Genomic DNA, 25,606 nt, shown 5'->3' with positions numbered 1-25,606 from the left:
GACGTCGCCGGCCAACCGGCTATCCGATCAGAGAAACGGGCGGCAATATCGTGAAAAGCGTAATTTGTTAACAAGGTTGCACAAAGTTGCAACCTGCCTGATAGTGGTCCTGCTTTCCAACATAACTTTCTTATACCCGTCATACTTCAAGTTGCAGGTGCGTTGGCTTTCTTACTCGGCCCATAAATGGGCCTCGCCCTACGGGCCGCTGCAAGCAGCGTTCAAATCGGCGAGTGCCGATTTGTCGCTCACCCCAGTCACTTACTTGGGTAAGCTCCTGGGGATTCGCTGCGTCGCCGCGTTACAAGGCTCAATGAGCCTTGCCCTGAAGGGCCAACGTACTGCGTTGTTCAAAACGCGAGCGTTTTGTCCCGCAACTCGAATTATTTAGGGTACATAACAGGAGCGGATATGGGCACCACCACCATGGGCGTCAAGCTCGATGAGGCCACGCGCGAGCGTCTCAAAGCCGCGGCGCAGCGTATTGATCGCACGCCGCACTGGCTGATTAAACAGGCCATTTTCAGCTATCTTGAGCGCCTTGAAAGTGGTGCGGACACCCCTGAAATTCCTTCCCCGATCGGGCTGGACCCGGTTGAGGCGGCAGAGATTATGCCGCAATCGCCGCAAGAAGAAACCCATCAACCGTTTCTGGACTTCGCTGAGCAGGTGTTGCCGCAGTCGGTGCTGCGCTCCGCGATCACCGCCGCGTACCGACGACCGGAGACGGAAATGGTGTTGATGCTGCTGGAACAGGCGCGGATGCCGGAAGCCATGTCGCACGCCGCCAGCACGCTGGCGGCCGGGCTGGCGGAGAAACTGCGCGGACAGAAAAACAGCGGCGGGCGCGCCGGCATGGTACAAAGCCTGCTGCAGGAATTTTCTCTGTCGTCGCAGGAAGGGGTGGCGTTGATGTGTCTGGCGGAAGCGCTGCTGCGCATTCCGGACAAACCTACGCGCGATGCGTTGATCCGCGACAAAATCAGTAACGGCAACTGGCAGTCGCACGTCGGGCGTAGCGCCTCGTTGTTCGTCAACGCCGCCGCCTGGGGGTTGCTGGTCACCGGTAAGCTGGTTGCCACTCACAACGAATCCCATCTGTCCGGCGCGCTTAACCGTATCATCAGCAAAAGCGGCGAACCGCTGGTGCGCAAGGGCGTGGATATGGCGATGCGGCTGATGGGCGAGCAGTTCGTGACCGGGGAAACTATCGCCGAGGCGCTGGCGAATGCTCGCAAGCTGGAAGAGCGTGGTTTCCGTTATTCCTACGATATGCTGGGCGAGGCGGCGCTGACCGCCGATGACGCCGAGGCGTATTTAATGTCCTACCAGCAGGCGATTCACGCCATCGGCAAAGCCGCCAGCGGACGCGGGATTTATGAAGGGCCGGGTATCTCCATCAAACTGTCGGCGCTGCATCCACGTTACAGTCGGGCGCAGTACGAACGGGTGATGGACGAGCTTTATCCGCGCCTGCTGTCGCTGACGCTGCTGGCGCGGCAATACGATATCGGCATCAACATCGATGCCGAAGAGGCCGACCGGCTGGAACTGTCCCTCGATTTACTGGAGCGCCTGTGTTTCGAACCCCGGCTGGCGGGATGGAACGGCATCGGCTTTGTGATTCAGGCTTATCAGAAACGCTGCCCGTTCGTGATTGACGCGCTGATCGATCTGGCGCGCCGCAGCCAGCGCCGGTTGATGATTCGGCTGGTTAAAGGCGCTTACTGGGACAGCGAAATCAAGCGCGCGCAGATGGACGGGCTGGAAGGCTATCCGGTGTACACCCGCAAGCTGTACACCGATGTTTCCTATCTGGCCTGCGCTCGCCGCCTGCTGGCGGCGCCGAACCTGATCTACCCGCAGTTCGCCACCCACAACGCCCATACCCTCAGCGCTATCTACCATCTGGCGGGCAACAACTACTATCCGGGTCAGTATGAATTCCAGTGCCTGCACGGCATGGGCGAGCCCCTGTATGAGCAGGTGGTGGGTAAGGTGTCGGACGGCAAACTGAACCGCCCGTGCCGGATTTATGCGCCGGTCGGCACCCATGAAACGCTGCTGGCCTATCTGGTGCGCCGTTTGCTGGAAAACGGCGCCAACACCTCGTTTGTCAACCGGATTGCCGATCCGTCGGTGGCGCTGGAAACGCTGGTGGCCGACCCGGTAAGCGAAACGGAAGCGCTGGCGGCGCGTGAAGAGCGGGTCGGGCAGCCGCATCCGCGCATTCCGTTGCCGCGCGCGTTGTATGGCAGCGGGCGGCGTAATGCCAGCGGGCTGGATTTGTCCAGCGAACACCGGCTGGCGTCGCTGTCCAGCGCATTACTGACCAGCGCCGCCCGGTCGTGGCTGGCGCAACCGATGCTGGCCGTAGACGATGATGCCGGCGGCGATAGCAGACCGGTGGTCAATCCGGCTGAACCGCGCGACGTGGTGGGATATGTGCGCGAGGCGCAACCACAGGCGATTGCGCAGGCGTTAGCGCAGGCGGTCAGCGCCGGCGATATCTGGTTCGCCACGCCGGCTGCCGAGCGAGCGGCGATTTTGTCGCGCGCCGCCGATCTGCTGGAAAGCCAGCAACAGCACCTGCTGGGGTTGCTGGTGCGCGAGGCGGGCAAGACGCTGGCGAACGCGGTGGCGGAGGTGCGCGAAGCGGTGGATTTCCTGCGTTACTACGCGGCTCAGGTCAGCGAGACGTTCAACAATCATGATTATCGCCCGCTGGGTCCGGTGGTATGTATCAGCCCGTGGAACTTCCCTCTGGCGATTTTTACCGGGCAGATAGCGGCGGCGCTGGCGGCCGGCAACAGCGTGCTGGCCAAACCGGCGGAGCAAACCCCGTTGATTGCCGCGCAGGCGGTGCAGATTCTGCACGATGCGGGGGTGCCGGTCGGCGCGCTGCAATTACTGCCGGGTACCGGCGAAACCGTGGGCGCGGCGCTGGTCGGCGACGAACGGGTGCGGGGCGTGATGTTTACCGGGTCTACCGCCGTTGCCGCGCAGTTGCAGCGTACGCTGGCCGGTCGGCTCGACCCACAGGGGCGCACCACGCCGCTTATCGCCGAAACCGGCGGCATGAACGCGATGATTGTCGATTCTTCAGCGCTCACCGAGCAGGTGGTGACGGATGTGGTGACCTCGGCGTTCGACAGCGCCGGTCAGCGCTGCTCCGCCCTGCGGCTGCTGTGCGTGCAGGAAGAAGTGGCGGAGAAAACGCTGGCGATGTTGCGCGGTGCGATGGCGGAGTGCCGCATGGGTAACCCGGAGCGGCTTGCCACCGACATCGGGCCGCTGATTGACGCCGAGGCGAAACAGCGGATTGAGCGCCACATTCGGACTCTGCGCGCGAAGGGGCGGCCGGTGTTTCAGGCGGCGTGGCCGAACAGCCAGGATGAGCAGGAGTGGACGCGCGGGCACTTCATCCCGCCGACATTGATAGAGCTGGAGAGCGTGGAAGAGCTGCGGCAGGAAGTGTTCGGCCCGGTGCTACACGTGGTGCGTTACTCCCGTAATCAGCTGGATGCGCTTATCGGGCAAATCAACGCCGCCGGTTATGGGCTCACGCTCGGCCTGCATACCCGTATTGACGAGACGATTAACCGGGTAACCGGCCAGGCGAAGGTCGGCAATCTGTACGTGAACCGTAACATGGTCGGGGCGGTGGTCGGCGTGCAGCCGTTCGGCGGCGAAGGGCTGTCCGGCACCGGGCCGAAAGCGGGCGGGCCGCTCTATCTCTGCCGGCTGCTGTCGTACCGTCCGGATGACGTGGTGATACGGGCGCTGGCCCGTCAGGACAGCGAGCGCCCGGCTGATGTCGCCGCGCGCCAGCCGCTGCTGAAGGGATTGCAGGCGCTGGAAGCCTGGGCGCGGCAAGCTCGGCGTGACGGGCTGGTTTCATGCTGCCGGCGTTATGCCGAGCTGACGCAGAGCGGTACCGTTCGGGTGTTGCCCGGCCCTACCGGCGAACGTGATACCTATACGCTGCTGCCGCGCGAGCAGGTGCTGTGCGTGGCGGATAACGACGATGACGCGCTGGTGCAACTGGCGGCGGTGCTGGCGGCTGGCAGCCGGGCGCTGTGGATCGATACGCCCGAACGGCGGTCGCTGCATCGTCAATTGCCTGACGAGGTTCAGGCGCGAGTGGTGTTCTGTCGTGATGGGGTGACGGACGACAGCCGGTTTGACGCCGCGATTTTCCACGGCGACGCCGATCAGTTGCGTCATCTGAGCGAACAACTGGCGCAGCGCGATGGTGCGATTGTCGGTATTCAGGGACTGGCGCGAGGGGAAACCGGTATTACGCTGGAACGGCTGCTGATCGAGCGATCGCTGAGCATCAACACCGCAGCGGCCGGCGGCAACGCCAGCCTGATGACTATTGGATAATGCTTTAGGCTGGAAACAGCCTCATCGTTTTGTTAGCGGCAAATTTATGTCAGAACAGTGAAACATTTCGTGCGTAATAACGTTAGGTATTCCTTGCAACTTCATCGCACGCACGACAATGAGAGGCTCAGACGCCGCCTCTCCTTGACCACTGGCTAGTGGCTAAACTGTGCCGCTACGCGATTCCTTCGGCATTCGCCTTCGCTGTTCGGGCCACCCGTGACGCGTTTACTCGCCACATACTGTGGCTCGCCCTGCGGGCCAGCGTAAACGCTGTTCAAAAACGCTTCCGGCGTTTTTGTCAGACGCGGCACGGGCTTTCGCGGCATCCATGCCGCTCACCCGGCGAAGTCGCTTGCCTCAGCACAGTTTTGACGCCGGAAAAGCATTCACCTGTAATTAAGGAGTTGTTAACAGTTTGAGGCGGCATTTGCCGCCTTTTCCTCAATTACGGTACAGCACCTTGATAATGTGGTAGCCGAACTGGGTTTTGACCGGGCCGAAGGGTTTGAGCAGTTCGCAGGAAAACACCGCTTTATCAAAATCCGGCACCATATCGCCTTTGCGGAATTCTCCCAAATCGCCGCCGTTACGTTTTGACGGGCAGGTTGAATGTTTTTTTGCCAACTGCTGAAAATCCGCTCCCTTTTCCAGTTGAGCCAGAATATCGGTGGCCTGTTGTTCAGTATCCACCAGAATGTGCAATGCTGCCGCGGTATTTGCCATAGTACGCTCCTTGAGCAAAGGGAAAGCTGATGTTGCAAAGCACAGCCTAGCACCCCCTCATCAGGAAAGGAAATGCGGGGCGCGTTCAGAAGCGGGCTAACGGATCTCGCCCCGGCCCTGACTTTTGCTACAATCCTCTTCTGTTATCATCCCCTTTCCGTTTGAACGTCGAGCACCAAACACCATGCGCATGAATCCCAGCCAACAACACGCCGTTGAATTTGTGACCGGTCCCTGTCTGGTACTGGCCGGGGCGGGATCCGGCAAGACCCGGGTGATTACCCAGAAAATCGCGCACCTGATCCGCGGCTGCGGTTATCAGGCGCGCCATATCGCCGCGGTGACCTTTACCAACAAGGCCGCGCGGGAGATGAAGGAGCGTGTGGCGCAGACGTTGGGGCGTCAGGAAACCCGTGGTCTGCTGATCGCCACCTTTCATACGCTGGGGTTGGAGATCATCAAGCGCGAATACGCTGCGCTGGGCATGAAGTCCAACTTTTCGCTGTTTGACGATCAGGATCAGATGGCGCTGCTGAAAGAACTGACCGAGCTATGGTTGCAGAATGACAAAGATTTGCTGCAACAGCTGGTGTCCGCCCTGTCCAACTGGAAAAACGACCTGATTGACCCGGCACAGGCGGCGGCACTGGCGCGCTCGGAACGGGACCGGTTGTTCGCGCATTGCTACCGCCTGTATGACGAGCATCTGCGCGCCTGTAACGTGCTGGACTTTGATGACCTGATCCTGTTGCCGACGTTGCTGCTCAAACGTAATGAAGAGGTGCGTGAACGCTGGCAGAACCGCCTGCGCTATCTGCTGGTGGACGAATATCAGGACACCAACACCAGTCAGTACGAACTGGTGAAGCTGCTGGTGGGCAGTCGGGCGCGTTTTACCGTGGTGGGCGATGACGATCAGTCTATTTACTCCTGGCGCGGCGCCCGCCCGCAGAACCTGTCGCTGTTGCAGCAGGATTTCCCGCAGTTGCAGGTCATCAAGCTGGAGCAGAATTACCGTTCGTCCGGCCGTATTCTCAAGGCCGCCAACATCCTCATCGCCAACAACCCGCACGTGTTCGAAAAGCGGCTTTACTCCGAACTGGGCTATGGCGAAGAGCTGAAAATCATCACCGCCAATAACGAAGACCATGAAGCCGAGCGGGTGGTGGGGGAACTGATTGCCCATCACTTCATCCGGAAAACCCAGTACGGCGACTACGCTATTCTCTATCGCGGCAACCATCAGTCACGATTGTTCGAAAAAGTGCTGATGCAAAACCGCATTCCTTATCGCATTTCCGGCGGTACGTCGTTTTTCTCCCGGCCGGAAATCAAGGATTTGCTGGCTTATTTACGCGTGCTGACCAACCCGGAAGACGACAGCGCGTTTCTGCGCATCGTGAATACGCCGAAGCGCGAAATCGGCCCGGCGACGCTACAGAAGTTGGGCGAATGGGCCAATCAGCGTAATCGCAGCCTGTTTAACGCCAGCTTCGACATGGGGTTGAGCCAGACCCTGAGCGGGCGCGGGCTGGAGTCATTGCAGCGTTTCACTCAGTGGATAGGCGAGATAGCCCGGCTGGCGGAACAGGAGCCGGTGAAGGCGGTGCGCGATCTGATCCACGGTCTGGATTACGAAAGCTGGTTATACGAAACCTCGCCAAGCCCGAAAGCGGCGGAAATGCGCATGAAAAACGTCAATACGCTGTTTACCTGGATGACGGAAATGCTGGAAGGCAGCGACCTTGACGAACCGATGACGCTGACTCAGGTGGTGACCCGGTTTACCCTGCGCGACATGATGGAACGCAACGAAGCCGAGGAAGAGCTGGATCAGGTGCAATTGATGACGCTGCACGCCTCCAAGGGGCTGGAGTTTCCGTATGTGTATCTGGTGGGGATGGAAGAAGGGCTGCTGCCGCATCAGACCAGCATCGACGAGGACAATGTCGACGAGGAACGGCGTCTGGCTTACGTGGGCATTACCCGCGCGCAGAAAGAACTGACTTTCACCCTGTGCCGCGAGCGGCGGCAGTACGGTGAGTTGATTCGCCCGGAGCCGAGCCGTTTTCTGCTGGAGTTGCCGCAGGACGATGTGATGTGGGAAACCGAACGTAAGGTCGCCAGCCCGCAGGAGCGGATGCAGAAAGGGCAGAACCATCTGGCTAACCTACGCGCCCAGTTGGCGAAAGCCAGAGACAAAGAGTGAAGAAGGAAAATACGCCGGGCCTGGCGGCCCGGCGTAAGGATCGCTACCGGTTAGGGCGTAACGATTTTGCCATCCACGGTGACATTCTTCACCGTGCCGAATTTCCACGGTGAAGAGCCGCTGCGCAGATTACTGAATGTCAGGTTGTTGAACTGGCTGTCGCTCAGATCGCTTATCGCGGTGGGCATCACGCCGCTGAGTTTTATATTGCTGAACGCAAACTGGCTGTGCCAGATGCCTTTGCTGCTGTCACCGGTGATTTCGATAGCCGGGCTCTTGCCGGTGCTGTCCTGCACGGTGACGTTTTTGACGGTAAAGTCATAGAAACGGGCAGGCACTTTGGCTGGTGTATAGTCGATGGTGCCGTTGCTGTCCGTGTAGCTTAAGGTCACGATCACTGCCTGTTTAGCCAGATTTTTTATCGCGCTGTTGCGGAATACGATGCCATGCGCGCCGCCGCCGATGGCAGGGGCGCTTTTGGCGCGCAGGCCGACCTCGTTCTGGCTTATCACGTTGTTTTCCGCCAGCACGTCGACGATACCCGCGCCGGTATGGCTGCCTAATACCACCGCGCCGTGACCGTGGCGGAAGTAGTTATTGAACAGCCAGGCATTCTGGACCGGTTCCTGATTCTGGGCCGATTGCCCCATGCCGGCGGCAAAATTGATGCTGTCGTCCCCGGTATCGAACACGCTGTTGAACACCATGATGTTCTGGCTGTTGCCGAATTCGACGCCGTCGCCGTTGTTGGCGTCAAAGGTTTGATGAATCACGCCGTTTTCAACCACATTCTGGTTTTCCAGGAACATGATGCCGTGGTTGGCCGGATTGCGGATGGTAACGTCGGCGACATAGACATTCTGCACGCCGCGCAGGGTGATTAGGCTGGAGCGGCGCTGGCTGTAGGCGGTTTTGGTGTCCATGCCGTTGGCGACGGCGGCCGCCACCTGGTTTTTCGCCAGAATGCCGTCTTTGCTGACTTTGCTATTATCGCTCTTCACGTACTGCGGCAGGCTGTTGCCCAGTTCATCTTTGGCGTCAGCGCTACGTTTCCAGCCGTTACCGTCGATGATGCCTTTGCCGACGATACGGATGTTCTTAAACGTCCCGATGGCGGAGCTGGTTTTATCAATGGCGTTGATCAACGAGGCCGGGCGCATCTGAGACGAATAGCTGTAAATCTTGTAGGCGTCAGGGTAATCCGCCGCATTGTCGGAGCCGAGCAATGTCGCACCCTGTAACAGATTCAGCGTCATGTCGCTTTTCAGCCACAGTGCGCCAGTCTTGAATACCCCCGCCGGGACGTCAATGCGGCAGCCGACCTGGCAGGCGTCAATGGCTTTCTGGATGGCGTTGGTATTGAGCGTGGAGCCGTCGCCTTTGGCGCCATACTGGGTGATGTTGATCACCTGCGGTGCAGCCGTCGTGGTGACGGTAACAGCGTTGCTGTCGGCTGACGTCGTGCCATCGGCATAGACCGCCCGAACAGTAAACTGGTAGTCGGTCTTGGCTTTCAGACCGTCGATTTTGGCGTTTTGCACGACAATTCGGTGGTGAAAATTGCTGGTGTCATTTTTGTAAAACGCGCTGATGTATGGTTTGGCCGGTGAGTTCTTGTCATTATTCTGGCTGGCGAGCCCGACAAGTTGACCGTTCTGATAAATCTGGTAATCGGTGATGGCGGACGTGTCTTCCGGCGCGTCCCAGACCAGCGCTACGCTATGGTCGTCATAAGACAGCGTGGGGATCTGGAGTTTTTGCGGCGCCTGCGCCGTTGCCGCCAGCGCAGATGTACTCATTAGACATGCCGCTACCACTGATGCCAGAACAGAGCGACGTGAAAATGTGATGGCTTCCATCCTTGTTCCTTAGTTCTCTTTTAAATTGATTAATGTGTTTTATCCGGACGAGATACGGTTTCTTTTCGAAACGGCGTTTTATAAAAATACATGTCGTATTTCTTTTTTCCCCGGAAGCGATCACAGATTAATCAGGAGACAAGAAGGAAAGGGGTAACCAATTGTTACCCCTTTTTGCCGTCAGATGGCGTGTTCTTCGATGATGAGCGGCCAGTGAACATAGCTCTGCCACAGGCTTTCCTGCGACAGGGTTTCGGTTCTCAGAGGATGTTGGTCGAGCCAGCCGGCGGGCAGAATGACGCGCAGGCTTTCCCCTTCCACCCGTAGTCTGACTGCCGGCAGCGTGTCGTCGCGGCGGCGGCTGGCAAAGATAATCGCCAGACGCAGCAGGCGGCAAAGCCGTTGCGCCAGATTGACCGGCAGGGCGTTTTGTTGGGTCAGCGGGATGGGGTCGATAGTGTTGCTCTGGTTTTGCAGGAGTGTCGCCAGTAACTTTTTCTGGGCGGGCGTGAAGCCGGGAAGATCGCTGTTGCGGACCAGATAGGCCGCATGCAACGGCGCCTGACGAAAATCGACGCTCAGGCCGATTTCATGGATCAGACAGGCGCTGCCCAGTAACTCCCGACATCGGCCATCCAACTGCCAGTCGCGCGCCACCTGTTGCAGAAAGTTGTCCGCCAGCAGCCTGACCCGCTGGGCCTGCTCGCTATCCAGCAGATAGCGGCGTTGCAGGTTGTGCAGCGTGCGGTGACGAATGTCCTGCTCAATCGGCAGATGTAGCATGCCGTAGACCAGCCCTTCCCGCAGCGCGCCGCCCGCCAGCGTCATGGAGTCGATCTCCAGTTCCTGAAAGACAGCCAGCAGAATCGACAGGCCGCTGGGAAACACCAGCGCCCGCTCCAGCGTCAGCCCTTCGATTTCCAGCTCTTCCAGCTTGCTGCACTGAATCGCGCGTTGTTGCAGTTGGCGCAGTTTACCGAGAGTGATGTATTCATCCATCCCCTGCGCTACCATGATTTCCTGCAGCGCCTGCACCGTGCCGGATGCGCCGACGCAAATCTGCCAGCCTTGCTGGCGCAAGATATCCTTCACCGGGCGCAGCATTTCGCGGGCGGCCTGTTCGGCCCGATCAAAATGCGCCTGAGTCAGATCGCGGTCGGTAAAATAGCGTTCCAGCCAGGTGACGCAACCCATCGGCAGGCTGAACAATTGGGTATGGTGGGCGCCGGTGCCGGTCGCCAGCTCGGTGCTGCCGCCGCCGATATCCACCACCAGCCGTTGCTCCGGCCCGCCGGTGGTATGGGCGACGCCCTGATAGATGAGCCGTGCTTCTTCTTCGCCGCTGATGACCTGGATCGGCAGGCCCAGAATGTGCCGGGCCCGTTCAAGGAATTCGTCAGCGTTGGTCGCCAGCCTTAGCGTGGCCGTTGCGACGACGCGTACCTGCTGCGGCGGAATGTCCTGCAATCGTTCGGAGAACAGCGCCAGACATTGCCAGCCGCGCTGCATCGCTTCCGGCGAAAGGCGGTTGCTGGCATCCAGCCCAGCCGCCAGCCGGACTTTGCGCTTGATGCGCGCCAGCGTCTGTACGCTGCCGGCTACTTCACGCACGACCAGCATGTGAAAGCTGTTAGACCCTAAATCGATCGCGGCATAAAGAGAAGAAGAGCTCGGCATCAGCAACTTAACCCGGTCGTTTACGGTTGTTACGGGGCGCGCCGCTACGGCGAGGCGCGCCAGGGCGACGCGGGCCGCCGGCGGAACGCGGGCGACTCAGTCGCTTCGGCTCCGGCAGTTCGGTCAACAGGGCCTCACTGCGGTATTTGCTCACCGGGATACGGTGACCGATATAGTCTTCAATGGCCGGCAAATTCAGCGCGTACTCTTCACAAGCCAGACTGATGGAGCAACCGCTGGCGCCGGCGCGACCGGTACGGCCGATACGGTGTACGTAATCTTCGCAATCGTCGGGCAGGTCGTAGTTGAATACGTGGGTTACGGACGGAATATGCAGACCCCGCGCCGCCACATCGGTCGCCACCAGAATGTCCAGGGTGCCCTGGGTGAAATCTTCCAGAATGCGCAGCCGTTTTTTCTGCGCCACGTCGCCGGTCAGCAGGCCGACGCGATGACCGTCTGCGGCCAGATGGCCCCAGATATCTTCACAGCGGTGCTTGGTGTTGGCGAAGATGATGCAGCGATCCGGCCACTCTTCCTCGATAAGCGTTTGCAGCAGACGCATCTTCTCTTCATTGGAAGGGTAGAACAGTTCTTCCTTGATGCGATGACCGGTTTTCTGCTCCGGCTCCACTTCGACGTATTCGGCGTTGTTCATCTGTTCGAACGCCAGTTCACGCACGCGGTAAGATAAGGTGGCGGAGAACAGCATGTTCAGGCGCTGATTGGCCGGCGGCATACGACGGAACAGCCAGCGGATGTCTTTGATAAAGCCGAGATCGTACATGCGATCGGCTTCGTCCAGCACCACCACCTGAATGGCGCCCATATTAACGTGGTTCTGCTTGGTGTAATCGATTAAACGACCGGTGGTGCCGATCAGAATATCGACGCCGTCTTCCAGCACTTTCAGCTGTTTATCGTAGCCGTCGCCACCGTACGCCAGCCCCAGCCGCAGACCGGTCGCCTTCGCCAGCGCTTCGGCATCGGTATGGATCTGCACCGCCAGCTCACGGGTCGGCGCCATGATCAGGGCGCGAGGTTGATTGGTCTGACGTTCGGCAGGAGCGGGGTGGGTCAGCAAATAATGAAATGTAGACGCCAGAAACGCCAGCGTCTTGCCTGTTCCTGTTTGCGCCTGGCCCGCCACGTCACGCCCTGACAGCGTCAGCGGCAACGCCAGCGCCTGAATGGGCGTACAGTTATGAAAGCCTTTATTTTCAAGAGCTTCAATAACCTGCGGATGCAGTGCGAAGTCGGAAAACTTCTGTTCGGTTAAGTGTGTTTTGCTCATAGCGTGGTAGAATATCAGTTAACTATTGCTTTACGAAAGCGTATCCAGTGAAATAAAGTCAACCTAATAGTTGGTTAATGCTACACCAACTGGGTAGAGATAATCCTGCGGAGTAAAACATGAGCGATAAAATTATTCATCTGACAGACGACAGTTTCGAGACGGACGTATTGCAGTCTGAACATGTGACACTGGTTGATTTTTGGGCTGACTGGTGTGGTCCCTGTAAAATGATTGCTCCGATTCTGGATGAGATCGCCGATGAGTTCGACGGTAAGCTGACGGTCGCCAAGCTCAACATTGATGAAAACCCGGCGACTGCGCCGAAATACGGCATCCGCGGTATCCCGACTCTGCTGCTGTTCAAGAATGGCGAAGTCGCCGCCACCAAAGTGGGCGCGCTGTCAAAAGGCCAGTTGAAAGAGTTCCTGAACGCCAATCTGTAATCTGTCACACACTCTAGTTCCCGGGCGACGGCGGGTGATGAGATTTTCTCATTCTGACCGCTGGACGCCCACCGGGAAGCGTGCTAGATTCGTCAATACTGCATATCGTACTTACCTTATAGTTTGAGCCCTTAGGCTTGAGCCTGAAGTTAGAATCTAAAGCTTTATCCCGTGTCAGGGTCGGAAATCATTACGTTACAGCGCGTTAGTATGTCTCCGGGCCGGCAATCTGATAGTTTTACATTAATTAGTTTTAAGGTGTCTTCGATCTCTTGCCGTGTGTATGCGTAGAGTCAGCGCGATTCAGCCTGAGCAACACGGATGTCTGGTGATTGAAGGCTGTTAAGCGGCATGGATGTTCCTGCCATACCATTCACGTTAATAGTTCGAGATTTACCCCGAGTTTAAGAACCCACCATTATGAATCTTACCGAATTAAAAAATACGCCAGTGTCTGAGTTAATTACTCTTGGCGAAAATATGGGGCTAGAGAATCTGGCTCGCATGCGTAAACAGGATATTATTTTCGCTATCCTCAAGCAGCACGCGAAAAGTGGTGAAGACATCTTTGGCGATGGCGTGCTGGAAATATTGCAGGATGGTTTTGGTTTCCTCCGCTCCGCAGACAGCTCCTACCTTGCCGGCCCTGATGACATCTACGTTTCTCCCAGCCAAATCCGACGCTTCAACCTCCGCACTGGCGACACCATTTCCGGTAAGATTCGTCCTCCGAAAGAAGGTGAACGCTATTTCGCGCTGCTGAAGGTCAACGAAGTCAACTACGACAAGCCGGAAAACGCCCGCAGCAAAATCCTGTTTGAAAACCTGACGCCGCTGCACGCTAATTCGCGTCTGCGTATGGAACGCGGCAACGGTTCCACCGAAGACCTGACGGCTCGCGTACTGGATCTGGCCTCGCCGATCGGTCGTGGTCAGCGTGGTTTGATCGTGGCGCCGCCGAAAGCCGGTAAGACCATGCTGCTGCAGAACATCGCCCAGAGCATCGCTTACAACCACCCTGACTGCGTGCTGATGGTGCTGCTGATTGACGAACGTCCGGAAGAAGTGACGGAAATGCAGCGTCTGGTGAAAGGGGAAGTGGTGGCGTCGACCTTCGACGAACCGGCCTCCCGTCACGTTCAGGTCGCCGAAATGGTGATCGAGAAAGCCAAGCGCCTGGTCGAGCACAAGAAAGACGTGATTATCCTGCTGGACTCCATCACCCGTCTGGCGCGTGCTTACAACACCGTGGTGCCGGCTTCCGGCAAGGTGCTGACCGGTGGTGTCGACGCCAACGCCCTGCACCGTCCGAAACGCTTCTTCGGCGCGGCCCGTAACGTTGAGGAAGGCGGTAGCCTGACGATCATCGCCACGGCCTTGATCGATACCGGTTCGAAGATGGACGAAGTGATTTACGAAGAGTTCAAGGGCACCGGCAACATGGAACTGCACCTGTCTCGTAAGATTGCCGAGAAGCGCGTGTTCCCGGCCATCGACTACAACCGCTCCGGTACCCGTAAGGAAGAGCTGTTGACCACCTCCGAGGAACTGCAGAAAATGTGGATCCTGCGTAAGATCATCCACCCGATGGGCGAGATCGATGCGATGGAGTTCCTGATCAACAAGCTGGCGATGACCAAAACCAACGACGAATTCTTCGATATGATGAAACGGTCGTAACCGGTTGAGTCTCTAAAGAAAACGCCACGACATCGTGGCGTTTTTTGTTTCTGTTTGGTGCGTTGTACCCTGCGCTTTTGACCTTCGGCGGCGCCGGGAGCCGGACAACATCATGTTTTGTTACCCGAACGCGCAGGAACTTTCTGAAAAATTTGGTAAATTAACACCGGCTGGTGTGATTCCCGGTAGTATTCTCAGGCACTGTTAAGCGTGAATAAATCATGATGAGTGCTCAATTAGTCGCCGTATTTTTGTGCTCGTTCTTCTCTCTGTTGCTGGCGCGCAACGTGGCGAGAAAAACCGGTCTGGTTGACCGGCCAAACTATCGCAAACATCATCATGGCGCGGTGCCGCTGGTTGGCGGTATTTCTGTTTACATTGGCATCTGCCTGTTGCCTGTTCTCATTTCCGAATCGATTCCCCATTTCCCGATCTACCTGATGTGTTCGGGTATGCTGGTGCTGATTGGCGCGCTGGATGATCGCTTTGATATCAGCATTGGCGTGCGGGCGTCGGTACAGGCGGTCGTGGCTATCCTGATGATGGCGCTGGCCGGCCTCATGCTACAGCGTCTGGGGTTTATCTTCGGGCCGCTCTGGGATATCGGGCTGGGACCGGTGCGTTATCTCATGACGCTGTTTGTGGTGTGGACGGCCATCAATGCTTTTAACATGGTGGACGGCATTGATGGTTTGCTGGGCGGGCTGTCCTGCGTGCTGTTCGCCGGATTAGGCATCCTGCTGTATCACCACGGTAGTCTGGCGCTGGCAGTGTGGAGTTTCGCCATGATCGCCGCCGTCTTGCCGTACATCCTGTTGAATCTTGAGCTTATGGGGCGGCGTTATAAAGTCTTCATGGGGGATGCGGGCAGCACTATGATCGGCTTTACGGCGATTTGGTTACTGTTGCAAAGCTCCCAGGGCATGGATAGCGCCATCAGGCCGGTGGCGGCGCTGTGGGTTATCGCTATTCCGCTGATGGATATGGTGGCGATCGTCTATCGTCGGCTGCATAAAGGCACTGGCCTGTTCTCGCCGGATCGCCAGCATATCCATCATCTGCTCATGCGGGCAGGGTTGACTTCCCGCCAGGCTTGTCTGCTGATTACACTGGTCGCCGCGCTGCTGGCGGCGATAGGGATAGCCGGCGAATTTCTGGCGGTGCCCGAGTACGTAATGCTGGCGCTGTTCTTGCTGGTGTTCAGCGGTTACGGCTATTGCATCAAACGAGCGTGGCGGGTGGCGCGTGTTGTCCGGCGCATTTGGCGTTATTGGCGCAGCCATCGTTATTGTGGGTAAGCCGGGTTGTGGGTAAACCAAGTTGTGGGTAAATCGAATTGTGAATAAACCGAATCAGGGAGCGCAATGAAACGGGAAACCTCCCCTCAGTCGTCGTCGCCGGATAATGAACTGGATATTCGCCAGCTCTGCCTGGCGCTGTGGCAAGGCAAGATCTGGATTGTCGGTTCGGCGGCGCTGTTTGCTCTGCTGGCGCTGATTTATTCCTGGCTGGCGCAGCCGGTATGGCGCACCACCGCGGTGACCGATAAACCAACGGCCGCCATGCTGTCGACGTTCTTCGACCAGCAACAGTGGTTGCGCTCGCTGGATGCGCCGACGACGACGGTACCGGACGGCAACGCCATCATGGCGGACGCCTATGGCGAATTCACGATGCAGGCCGCCGCCTACGATACCCGGCGTGAATTCTGGTTGCAGTCTCCTTATTACCGCGAGCGTCAGAAAGGCGATGAAAAGGCGGACGCCGTGCTGCTGGACGCGTTGATCAACGATATTCAGTTTATGCCGCGCGATGACGCCAAAAAAACCAACGATACCCTCAAGTTGGGCGCGGATAATGCGCGAGACGCCAGCAATCTGCTGCGGCAATACGTGCAGTTCGCCAACCAGCGGGCCGTTAATCATCTGAATCAGAGTCTGGCCGGAAGCTGGGCGGCGCGCATCCGGTTTGAACGGGCCTGGCTGCAACGCGAGGATACGGTGGCGCGAGCCGCCTATGACCGGACAGTACAGCGTTTGACGCAGGCGCTCGTTATTGCGCGCCAGCAAGGGATCGTACAGCCGAAAAGCGAGGCGTCGCTGTCGCTGCCCGATTCGGAATGGTTTTTACAGGGCAGCGCGCAGTTGCAGGCGCGTCTGGACATGCTGAAGGCCAGCGGGCCGACGTTCGACGCCGATTATGAGCCGCGGCGCGCGGCGCTGGCGATGCTTGAGAACGGGCCTGCGCTGGCGGACCGGTTTCAGACTTACCGCTATTTGCATACGCCGGAAGAGCCGGTTCAGCGCGACAGCCCGCGCCGCGGTTTTCTGCTGCTGATGTGGGGCAGCATCGGTCTGTTGGCCGGCGCCGGGGCGGCGCTGGCGCGGCGTTCCCGCTAAGTGGTCGATGACGGTGAATATTGTATTGATATGAATAAGTTTTTTACCGTGGCGGTAAACCGGAATAAAGAGAGTCATCAGTGAAAGAGAGTCATTAGTGAAAGTCTTGACGGTTTTTGGCACTCGCCCTGAAGCGATAAAAATGGCGCCGGTGATACGGGCGATGGCTCAGGATGCTTTCTTTGAATCCAAAGTCTGTGTGACGGCGCAGCACCGTGACATGCTTGATCAGGTGCTGCGTCTGTTTGAGATTGTGCCGGACTACGATCTCAATGTTATGCAGCCGGATCAGGGGCTGGTGGAGATTTCCGCCCGTATCCTCTCTGGATTGGGGCCGGTGCTGACCCAGTTTCGGCCGGACCTGATGCTGGTGCACGGCGATACCACCACGACCCTGATGACCAGTCTGGCGGCGTTCTATCATCGTATTCCGGTAGCGCATGTCGAAGCCGGTCTGCGTACCGGTAATCTGACGGCGCCCTGGCCGGAGGAAGCGAATCGCCTGCTGACCGGCCGTCTGGCGACCTACCATTTTGCGCCGACGATCAATGCGCGGCAGAATCTGCGGCGGGAGCAGGTCCCGCCGTCCCGTATCTGGGTGACGGGCAATTCGGTGATTGACGCATTATTCTGGGTTCGTGATCTGATCGCCCGCGATGCGGTATTGCATGGCCAGTTGCAGGAAAAATACGCCTTTCTGGATCAGGAGCGAAAAATGATTCTGGTCACCAGTCATCGGCGGGAAAGCTTTGGCGACGGGATGGAGCGAATTTGTAACGCGTTGGCGGCGCTTGCCCGCCATCATCCGGATATTCAGATTGTTTATCCGGTACACCGCAATCCCAACGTACTGGAGCCGGTTCAGCGTATTCTCAGCGGCATTGATAACGTGTTTCTGATAACGCCGCAGGACTATCTGCCCTTCGTCTATCTGATGAACCGCGCCTGGCTGATCCTGACGGACTCGGGGGGGATTCAGGAAGAAGCGCCTTCGCTTGGAAAACCGGTGCTGGTGATGCGGGAGACGACCGAAAGGCCGGAAGCGCTGGCCGCCGGTACCGTGCGGCTGGTGGGAACCGATACCGCAACGATTATCCGCGAAGTCTCCCAACTGCTGGCGGATGCTTCCGTTTATCAGGCCATGAGCTATGCGCATAACCCTTATGGCGATGGGTTAGCCAGCCAGCGAATTCTCTCCGTTTTGAAACAACACCGGGTGACCGCATGAGTTTTAATCGCATCTGTGTGCTGGGCCTGGGGTATATCGGCCTGCCGACCGCTACGCTTTTGGCCTCGCGGCAACAGTCTGTTTTTGGTGTGGATGTGAACCCGCACGTGGTGGAGAGCATCAACCGGGGCCATACTCATATTGCGGAGCCGGGATTGGCGCAGGCGGTGCAGGCGGCGGTGGCGCAAGGGTATTTGCAGGCCGGTAGCCATCCGGTGTCGGCGGAGGCCTTCCTTATCGCGGTGCCGACCCCGTTAAAGGCGGACCATCAGCCTGACGTCTCGTTGGTGGAAGCCGCCGCCCTGTCGCTGGCGCCGGTGCTGAAACCGGGGGATCTGGTCATTCTGGAGTCGACGTCGCCGGTCGGCGCCACGGAGCAGATGGCGGACTGGCTGGCGCAGGCACGGCCGGATCTGAGCTTCCCCCAGCAGGTCGGCGAGGCGTCGGATATCCGCATTGCCTATTGTCCGGAGCGGGTATTGCCCGGCCGCATCATGGAAGAACTGCTCAGCCAGGATCGGGTGATCGGCGGGATGACGCCGCGTTGTGCGGCGCGGGCAAGCGAGCTGTATCGCCTCTTTCTGCTGGACGGCGAGTGTGCGATGACGGACTCGCGAACCGCTGAAATGTGCAAATTGACGGAAAACAGCTTTAGGGACGTGAATATCGCGTTCGCCAATGAGTTGTCGCTGGTTTGCGCCGAACAGCAAATCGATGTGTGGGCGCTGATTCGTCTGGCTAATCGCCATCCACGCGTCAATATTTTGCAACCGGGGCCGGGCGTGGGCGGTCACTGCATCGCGGTCGACCCTTGGTTTATCGTATCGCAGCACCCGCAGCTGGCGCGTCTGATTCGCACCGCCCGCGAGGTGAATGACGCCAAGCCTCGCTGGGTGGTGGAGCAGGTGAAAATTATGGTGGCGGATGCGCTGGCGCAGGGCAATAAACGGGCCTGCGATTTGCGCATCGCCTGTCTGGGGCTGGCGTTCAAGCCCGATGTGGAAGACCTTCGCGAGAGTCCGGCGCTGGCGATCGCCGGGCAGGTAGCCGAATGGCATGCCGGGACGACCTGGGTGGTCGAGCCTCATATTCGTCAGTTACCGCCCGGTTTGCAGGGAAAGGCCGAGCAGGTGGAGATTACGCGGGCGTTGAGCGACGCGGATGTCCTGGTGTTGCTGGTAGACCACCAGCAGTTCAGGGCGATTGCCCCTGAACAGGTGACGCAACGCTGGGTGGTGGACACCAAAGGCGTCTGGCGGTGAAGGCGGCGTGGCGACGGCTGTGGATTCTGCGTTAACCGGAGTGACCTATGCCTGTTTGTGCTGAGATTGAACCTCTGGTCTGGGAAAGCGATTTTTTTCAGCGTATTAGCGGACGGTTGAGTTTCCAGGATACCGCACCGCCGTTAACCATTGCCGATCTGGATCGCTATGAGTTATGCCAGGCCAAGCTGGCGGCCAGCGATCTGGCGACGGCGGATGCGTTGTCGGCGCTGGGGTTTCGGCTGGCGGAAGGCGAGGTGGATTTCAGTATGCCGGTCGTACCTGCCGCCCGGGCCATGTTCGCCGTTGGCGTGCGCGAGGCGGAGACGGGGGATATTGCGGCGCTGCGCGCGGCGGCGACAAAAAGTTTTGTACTGAGCCGGTTTCGGGCGCCGTGGTATGGTCCGGACGATTGCGGCCGTTTCTATGCGCGGTGGGTGGAAAAAGCGGTATATGGTACCTTTGACGACGCCTGTCTGGTGATGGGCGGTCAGGGCGCGCCGTTGCAGGGGTTCGTGACGTTACGCCAGACTTCGCCCAGCACCGCGCGTATCGGCGTGTTGTCCGCCTGGCCGGGCATGACCGGGCAAGGGATTGGTCAGCGGCTGATGCAGGTGGCGCGGGTCTGGTGTCAGCAGCGCGGCATTCGCCGGCTGACGGTGGCGACCCAGACCAGCAATCTGGCGGCATTACGGCTCTACCTGCGCAGCGGCGCACGGGTGGAGAGCACCGCCTACTGGTTTTATCGATAATGGTTCTATCGATGATGGTTCTACCGATAATGTTTCTGCAGGTGACGACATGATTCCTTTTAACTCGCCGCCGGTGGTGGGATCAGAACTGGAGTATATGCAGGCCGCGATGCGCAGCGGCAAGCTCAGCGGCGATGGCGCGTTTACCCGCCGCTGTCAGCAGTGGCTGGAACATTATTCGGGTAGTTGCAAGGTATTGCTGACGCCTTCCTGCACCGCGTCGCTGGAAATGGCGGCGCTGTTGCTGAACATCCAGCCCGGCGACGAAGTCATCATGCCGAGTTACACCTTTGTCTCTACCGCCAACGCCTTCGTACTGCGCGGCGCCACCATCGTGTTTGTCGACATCCGACCGGATACCCTCAATCTTGACGAAAACCTTATCGAAGCCGCGATTACCAAGAAGACCCGCGCCATTGTGGTGGTGCATTACGCCGGGGTGGGCTGCGAGATGAACGCCGTCATGGCGCTGGCGCAGCAATACGGGCTGTTTGTGGTGGAAGATGCGGCGCAGGGGATGATGTCGCGCTATCAGGACCGGCCGCTGGGCGCAATCGGCCATATCGGTTGTTTCAGTTTCCACGAAACCAAGAATTACACCGCGGGCGGCGAAGGCGGCGCTACGCTGATCAACGATCCTGAACTGGCGGAGAGGGCCGAGATTATCCGCGAGAAAGGCACCAACCGCAGCCAGTTCTTTCGCGGTCAGGCGGATAAGTACACCTGGCGCGACATCGGCTCCAGTTATCTGATGGCGGATATTCAGGCGGCTTACCTGTGGGGACAACTGGAAGCGGCGCAGCGCATTCATGAGCGGCGCCTGAAATTATGGCAACACTATGCGCGCGCGTTCGCGCCGCTGGCGGCGGCAGGCCGGGCGACATTGCCGGTGATTCCGGCGGACTGCCGTCACAATGGTCACCTGTTTTTCCTGCGCCTGCGGGATGAGGTGGAGCGTTCAGCGTTTATCAGCCATATGAAAGAAGCGGAGATCCTGACGGTGTTCCACTATATTCCTTTGCATTCCAGCCCGGCCGGCCGGCAATTTGGCCGTTTTGTCGGCGAAGATCGTCACACCACGCGGGAAAGCGAGCGGTTGGTACGCCTGCCGCTGTTCTACAACCTGTCTGACCTTAACCAGCGTACTGTAATCAATTCGGCGCTGAGTTTCTTTTCCTGATGTCGCTGGCGCGTGCATCGTTATGGACGGCTGCGTCCACGCTGGTCAAAATCGGCGCGGGGCTGGCGGTCATCAAACTGCTGGCGGTGACGTTCGGCCCGGAAGGCGTCGGGCTGGCCGGTAACTACCGCCAGTTGATCACCGTGCTGGGCGTGATGGCCGGCGCGGGCATCGCCAACGGCGTTACCTGGGCGGTAGCCGCCGCGCCGCCGGATGCCGACCGTCCCAGTCCGTTGCTGGGGACGGCGGTATCGCTGTCGATGGGTTGCTCGCTGTTGCTGACGCTGGCGTTGTGGCTGCTGGCTGCGCCGCTGTCGCGCCTGCTGTTTGGCGATGACGCCTACCAGCCTGCAATTCGTGCGCTGGCCTGGCTGCAACTGGGCATCGCGGGCGCCAGCCTGCTGCTGGCGGTCCTGAAAGGTTATCAGGATGCGCGGGGCAACGCGCTGGCCGTCATGGCAGGCAGTCTGCTGGGGGCCGTGGCGTATGGCGTCAGCGTTTGGTTTGGGGCGTATACCGGCGCGCTGGTGGGATTGGCGCTGATGCCGGCGCTGGCGTGCGTGCCCGCGCTGGTGCTGTTGTTCCGGCGAACGCCATTAGGTTTGCGAGCGCTCACACCTGACTGGTCATGGCCGCTGGCCGGTCAGTTAACCCGCTTCAGTCTGATGACGTTGATCACCGTCGTAACGCTGCCGGTTGGCTACGTGATGATGCGAAACCAACTGGCGACCCATTACACCTGGCAGGAGGTGGGCGTGTGGCAGGGGGTTACCACCATTTCCGATGCCTGGCTGCAGTTCATTACCGCGTCATTCACGGTTTATTTACTGCCTGCGCTGGCGCGTTTGCAGGATAAACGTGCGGTCCGGCATGAGATTCTCAGCGCGTTGCGGTTTGTGTTGCCGGTGGCTGCCGCGGCGGGCGTGGCTATCTGGCTGTTGCGCGATGTGGCGATTCACTTACTGTTTTCCAGCGCGTTTTCGGCCATGCGTGACCTGTTTGCATGGCAGCTGGCAGGTGATGTATTGAAAGTGGGCGCTTACGTTTTTGGTTATCTGGTAGTCGCCAGAGCCTCGCTGCGGTTCTATCTGCTAGCTGAACTCGGCCAGTTCCTGCTGCTTACCGGATTTGCCCGCTGGTTGATTCCATTGCATGGCGCGCTGGGCGCGTCGCAGGCGTATCTGGCAACCTATGCGGTCTATTTTCTGTTGTGTTGCGGCGTTTTCATTCTGTACTGCAGGCGAGCATGACCACACTGATTCATGTCCTGGGGGCGGATATTCCCCACCATAACCAGACGGTGCTGCGTTTCTTTAACGATACGCTGGCGCCGGCGCTGCCGCCGCATCAGGTACGGCGGTTCATGGTTGTTGCGGCGGCCGATCTCTTTGAGCAAACCTATCCGGCGTTGCAGATAGCGCGTTTTGCTGACCAGAAAGCGCTGGCGCGCGCCGTGGTGGCGCTGGCGTGTGAGGATCGGTCGGCTCGTTTCTTTTTTCACGGCCAGTTTAACCCCTGGCTGTGGCTGGCGTTGCTGTGCGGCGGTATCCGCACGACTCAGGCTTACTGGCACATCTGGGGGGCCGATTTGTATGAAGAAGCCCGCGGCTGGCGCTACCGCTGGTTTTACCGGCTGCGGCGACTGGCGCAGCGGCGGGTTGCCCAGGTGTTCGCCACCCGCGGCGATATCGACTATTTCCGGCGGCGTTATCCGGCCGCGGCGACGTCGCTGCTTTATTTCCCCACCCGTATGAGCCCGTACGCGGCGAGCCCGCATGAAAAAGCGCCGGACGCGCCGCTGACCATTCTGGTCGGCAACTCCGGCGATCGCAGCAACCGCCATCTGGCGGCGCTTGACGCCATTCATCGTCAGTTTGGCGCGCAGGTGCGGGTGATCGTGCCGATGGGCTATCCGGCTGGCAACCATGATTACATTGAGCAGGTGGCGCGGCACGGGCTGGCGTTGTTCGGCGCTGAGCGCTGCCGGGTCTTGCGCGAGTCACTGGCGTTCGACGATTATCTGGCGTTGTTGCGCACCTGCGATCTCGGTTACTTCCTGTTTCACCGCCAGCAGGGGATTGGCACGCTGTGTTTGTTGATTCAACTGGGCGTGCCGTTCGTTATCAGTCGCCATAACCCGTTCCGACAGGATTTGGCGGAACAGCGCCTGCCGGTGTTGCTTGGCGAGGAGGCGCTGAACGAGGCGATGGTGCGCGACGCACGCGAGCAACTGGCACGAATAGATACCCGGCAGGTAGCGTTCTTCAGCCCCGGTTATGAGCAAGGGTGGCGGCAGGCGTTGTCACTGGCGGCGGGAGACGGCGATGACTGAGTGGGCGTTTTTCGGTTTGTGGCTGGTCTGGCTGGGCGGCGGCGGCGTGGTGTTGTGGCTGAGCGGGCGTGAGTTCCGTCGGTGGCGTTTCAACTTCAACGTGCTGTTTTCATTGCTGTATCTGCTGACGTTCTATTTCGGCTTTCCGTTGACCGCCTTACTGACATTTCGCTTCGGGGTGGAGACGGCCTCGCCGCTGAACCTGCTGCTGGCGCTGCTGTCCGCCACGGCGTTTTACGTCATTTATTATGTCAGCTATAAAACCCGGCTGCGGTCTGCTCCGGCTGCACCTCGCTCGTTGCCGTTGACCATGACGCGGCTGGAAGCGCTTCTCACCTGTGGGTTGCTGGCGCTGGTGGCGCTGGTGACCGCAGCGGTATTCTTCGCCAACAACGGCCTGCTGCTGTTCAAACTCAGTTCCTATAGCCAGATTTTCTCTCGCGACGTCGCCGGCGTCGCCCTGAAGCGCTTCTTCTATTTCTTTATTCCCGCCATGCTGATGTGGTATTTCCTGCACCAGACCCGGCGCGCCTGGCTGATTTTCTTGCTGACGACCGTCGCGTTTGGCGGGCTGACCTACCTGCTGGTGGGCGGCACCCGCGCCAATATCATCATCGCTTTCGCTCTGTTTCTGTTTATTGGTCTGCAACGCGGTTGGATCGCCTGGTGGATGCTGGCGGCAGCAGGCGGTGGCGGTATCGTGGCGATGTTCTGGCTGGCGCTCAAGCGCTACGGTCTGGACGTCAAGGGCGAAGAGGCGTTCTACACCTTTTTGTACCTGACGCGGGATACCTTTTCGCCGTGGGAAAATCTGGCCATGCTATGGCAACATCTCGACCAGATCACGCTACAGGGACTGGCGCCCATCGTGCGGGATTTTTATGTCTTTATTCCCGCCTGGCTGTGGCCGGCGCGACCAGCGCTGGTACTGAACAGCGCCAACTATTTCACCTGGGAAGTGCTGAATTATCATGCCGGGCTGGCGATATCGCCGACCTTGCTCGGTTCGCTATTGATTATGGGCGGGCCGCTGTTGATTCCGGCTGGCGCGATTGCGGTCGGGTTGCTCATCAAGGGGTTTGACGGCCTTTACCGCTACGGGCGGCAGGCGGAAAACCGCTATCTGTCCGCCGTGTTGCAGGCGTTCTGCTTTGGCACGGTTTTTAACCTGATCGTGCTGGTGCGTGAAGGGCTGGATGCGTTTGTCTCGCGGGTGGTGTTTTTCTGTCTGGTTTTCGCTGCCTGCCTGTTGGCGGCCAAATTGTTGTACTGGCTGCTGTTGCGCGCCGGCGCGGTTGCCGTTCGCGCGCCATCACAAGGAGAAACGGAATGAATGATGCACGGCCGCAGTACCCTATTCCGCAGTACCGTATTCGCGACATCCCGGTGCAGGGTTTTCGGGATATGGAGCAGTGTGTGTCGGCGCTGTTTGCAGGCGGCTCGCCGCATCCGGGAACGTTGATTGCCATCAATGCCGAAAAGGTGATGGCCGCCGATCGCGATGCAACGCTGCGTGAACTGATGTTGCAGGAGGGTAACTGCAACTATGCCGATGGCATCAGCGTGGTGTGTTCCATTCGCCGCAAATATCCGGGCGCCCAGGTGGAGCGTATCGCCGGCGCCGATCTGTGGGAGGCGCTGATGCAGCGCGCCGGGCAGTTGGGAACGCCGGTGTTTCTGCTTGGCGGCAAGCCGTCGGTGCTGGCGGAGACCGAACGCAAGCTGCGTGAACAGTGGCAGGTCAATATTGTGGGCACGCAGGACGGTTACTTTACGCCGGAACAGCGTCAGGCGGTATTAGAGCGCGTGCGCGACAGCGGCGCGCAACTGGTGACGGCGGCGCTGGGGTCGCCGCGGCAGGAATTATTGATGCGCGATTGCCGCCGGCTGTATCCCGCCGCGCTCTACATGGGCGTGGGCGGCACGTACGATGTGTTTACCGGACAGGTCAAACGCGCTCCGCCGGCGTGGCGGCGCTACGGGGTGGAGTGGTTGTACCGCTTGCTGACGCAGCCCAGCCGTTTTCGCCGCCAGTTCAAACTGTTGCGCTATCTGGCCTGGCATTTCGGCGGCAGACTCTAGGCGCGTTTCAATGCGGCATCACTCCGCATGACGGCGGCGGCCCGGCCCGCGCTTGCTGCTCGTCAGACCACTTTTTTTACGGCTTTATCGT

The 25,606-nt window shown here is 59.1% G+C and carries 18 protein-coding genes; 14 read left to right on the top strand and 4 right to left on the bottom strand.

Annotated elements, in window-relative coordinates; genetic code table 11:
• The first annotated feature begins 411 nt into the window (after positions 1-411).
• Positions 412-4,389 (top strand): trifunctional transcriptional regulator/proline dehydrogenase/L-glutamate gamma-semialdehyde dehydrogenase, encoded by a 3,978-nt coding sequence (putA, locus tag CPA59_RS21320; protein ID WP_107760666.1) that lies wholly within the window; start codon positions 412-414, stop codon positions 4,387-4,389.
• Between the two features lie 444 nt (positions 4,390-4,833).
• Here the strand turns inward: putA and ppiC are convergent, their stop codons facing one another.
• Entirely contained in the window at positions 4,834-5,133 is a 300-nt protein-coding gene (gene ppiC, locus CPA59_RS21310; RefSeq protein WP_071526225.1) for a peptidylprolyl isomerase PpiC, read from the bottom strand.
• A 166-nt stretch (positions 5,134-5,299) separates the two neighbouring features.
• On the opposite strand from ppiC, the gene rep reads away from it, so the two are divergent.
• A complete protein-coding gene (gene rep, locus CPA59_RS21305; RefSeq protein ID WP_038664632.1) occupies positions 5,300-7,324 on the top strand; it encodes a DNA helicase Rep in 2,025 nt (674 codons plus the stop codon).
• A gap of 50 nt (positions 7,325-7,374) precedes the next feature.
• Here rep and CPA59_RS21300 read toward each other — a convergent pair whose 3' ends face one another.
• The 3 genes from CPA59_RS21300 to rhlB all read right to left on the bottom strand — a co-directional run bounded on the left by CPA59_RS21300 (position 7,375) and on the right by rhlB (position 12,154).
• On the bottom strand, positions 7,375-9,183 hold the full coding sequence (locus CPA59_RS21300; RefSeq protein ID WP_107760665.1) for a glycosyl hydrolase family 28 protein: 1,809 nt from the start codon (positions 9,181-9,183) through the stop codon (positions 7,375-7,377).
• 180 nt (positions 9,184-9,363) lie between these two features.
• A complete protein-coding gene (gene ppx, locus CPA59_RS21295; protein WP_038921151.1) occupies positions 9,364-10,860 on the bottom strand; it encodes an exopolyphosphatase in 1,497 nt (498 codons plus the stop codon).
• A gap of 7 nt (positions 10,861-10,867) precedes the next feature.
• On the bottom strand, positions 10,868-12,154 hold the full coding sequence (gene rhlB, locus CPA59_RS21290) for an ATP-dependent RNA helicase RhlB (RefSeq protein WP_038664636.1): 1,287 nt from the start codon (positions 12,152-12,154) through the stop codon (positions 10,868-10,870).
• A 119-nt stretch (positions 12,155-12,273) separates the two neighbouring features.
• On the opposite strand from rhlB, the gene trxA reads away from it, so the two are divergent.
• From trxA to wecG, 12 genes are all read left to right on the top strand, one after another.
• Complete coding sequence (gene trxA, locus CPA59_RS21285) at positions 12,274-12,600, top strand: thioredoxin TrxA (RefSeq protein WP_013319859.1); 327 nt, start codon at positions 12,274-12,276, stop codon at positions 12,598-12,600.
• A 420-nt stretch (positions 12,601-13,020) separates the two neighbouring features.
• Positions 13,021-14,280 (top strand): transcription termination factor Rho, encoded by a 1,260-nt coding sequence (gene rho, locus CPA59_RS21280; protein WP_012886501.1) that lies wholly within the window; start codon positions 13,021-13,023, stop codon positions 14,278-14,280.
• 224 nt (positions 14,281-14,504) lie between these two features.
• Positions 14,505-15,578, top strand: coding sequence for a UDP-N-acetylglucosamine--undecaprenyl-phosphate N-acetylglucosaminephosphotransferase (gene wecA, locus CPA59_RS21275; protein ID WP_174213781.1), 1,074 nt, complete (start codon positions 14,505-14,507; stop codon positions 15,576-15,578).
• 66 nt (positions 15,579-15,644) lie between these two features.
• On the top strand, positions 15,645-16,679 hold the full coding sequence (gene wzzE / locus CPA59_RS21270; RefSeq protein WP_107760663.1) for an ECA polysaccharide chain length modulation protein: 1,035 nt from the start codon (positions 15,645-15,647) through the stop codon (positions 16,677-16,679).
• 97 nt (positions 16,680-16,776) lie between these two features.
• Positions 16,777-17,907: a non-hydrolyzing UDP-N-acetylglucosamine 2-epimerase gene (wecB, locus tag CPA59_RS21265; RefSeq protein ID WP_100850280.1), complete on the top strand. Its 1,131-nt coding sequence runs from the start codon at positions 16,777-16,779 to the stop codon at positions 17,905-17,907.
• A complete protein-coding gene (gene wecC, locus CPA59_RS21260; RefSeq protein ID WP_107760662.1) occupies positions 17,904-19,169 on the top strand; it encodes a UDP-N-acetyl-D-mannosamine dehydrogenase in 1,266 nt (421 codons plus the stop codon). The genes wecB and wecC overlap by 4 nt, the downstream gene beginning before the upstream one ends.
• A gap of 47 nt (positions 19,170-19,216) precedes the next feature.
• Positions 19,217-19,921: a dTDP-4-amino-4,6-dideoxy-D-galactose acyltransferase gene (gene rffC, locus CPA59_RS21255; protein ID WP_038664656.1), complete on the top strand. Its 705-nt coding sequence runs from the start codon at positions 19,217-19,219 to the stop codon at positions 19,919-19,921.
• Positions 19,922-19,970: 49 nt separating this feature from the next.
• A complete protein-coding gene (rffA, locus tag CPA59_RS21250) occupies positions 19,971-21,101 on the top strand; it encodes a dTDP-4-amino-4,6-dideoxygalactose transaminase (protein ID WP_107760661.1) in 1,131 nt (376 codons plus the stop codon).
• Positions 21,101-22,351 carry a lipid III flippase WzxE gene (gene wzxE / locus CPA59_RS21245; RefSeq protein WP_107760660.1) on the top strand — a complete coding sequence of 417 codons (1,251 nt, stop codon included), beginning with the start codon at positions 21,101-21,103 and terminating at the stop codon, positions 22,349-22,351. The genes rffA and wzxE overlap by 1 nt, the downstream gene beginning before the upstream one ends.
• The gene (locus CPA59_RS21240; protein WP_107760659.1) at positions 22,348-23,433 is read left to right on the top strand and encodes a TDP-N-acetylfucosamine:lipid II N-acetylfucosaminyltransferase; all 1,086 of its coding nucleotides are present in this window, start codon (positions 22,348-22,350) and stop codon (positions 23,431-23,433) included. Before wzxE ends, CPA59_RS21240 begins: the two co-directional genes overlap by 4 nt.
• A complete protein-coding gene (gene wzyE, locus CPA59_RS21235; protein WP_107760658.1) occupies positions 23,426-24,766 on the top strand; it encodes an ECA oligosaccharide polymerase in 1,341 nt (446 codons plus the stop codon). Before CPA59_RS21240 ends, wzyE begins: the two co-directional genes overlap by 8 nt.
• Positions 24,763-25,515, top strand: a complete 753-nt coding sequence (gene wecG / locus CPA59_RS21230; protein WP_107760657.1) for a lipopolysaccharide N-acetylmannosaminouronosyltransferase — start codon at positions 24,763-24,765, stop codon at positions 25,513-25,515. The genes wzyE and wecG overlap by 4 nt, the downstream gene beginning before the upstream one ends.
• The last annotated feature ends 91 nt before the right edge of the window (positions 25,516-25,606 follow it).

Source organism: Dickeya sp. Secpp 1600, from assembly GCF_003049805.1.
GTDB lineage: Bacteria > Pseudomonadota > Gammaproteobacteria > Enterobacterales > Enterobacteriaceae > Dickeya > Dickeya fangzhongdai.
The sequence above is the reverse complement of the archived record's forward strand: the minus strand, read 5'-3'. Positions and strand labels throughout refer to the sequence as shown.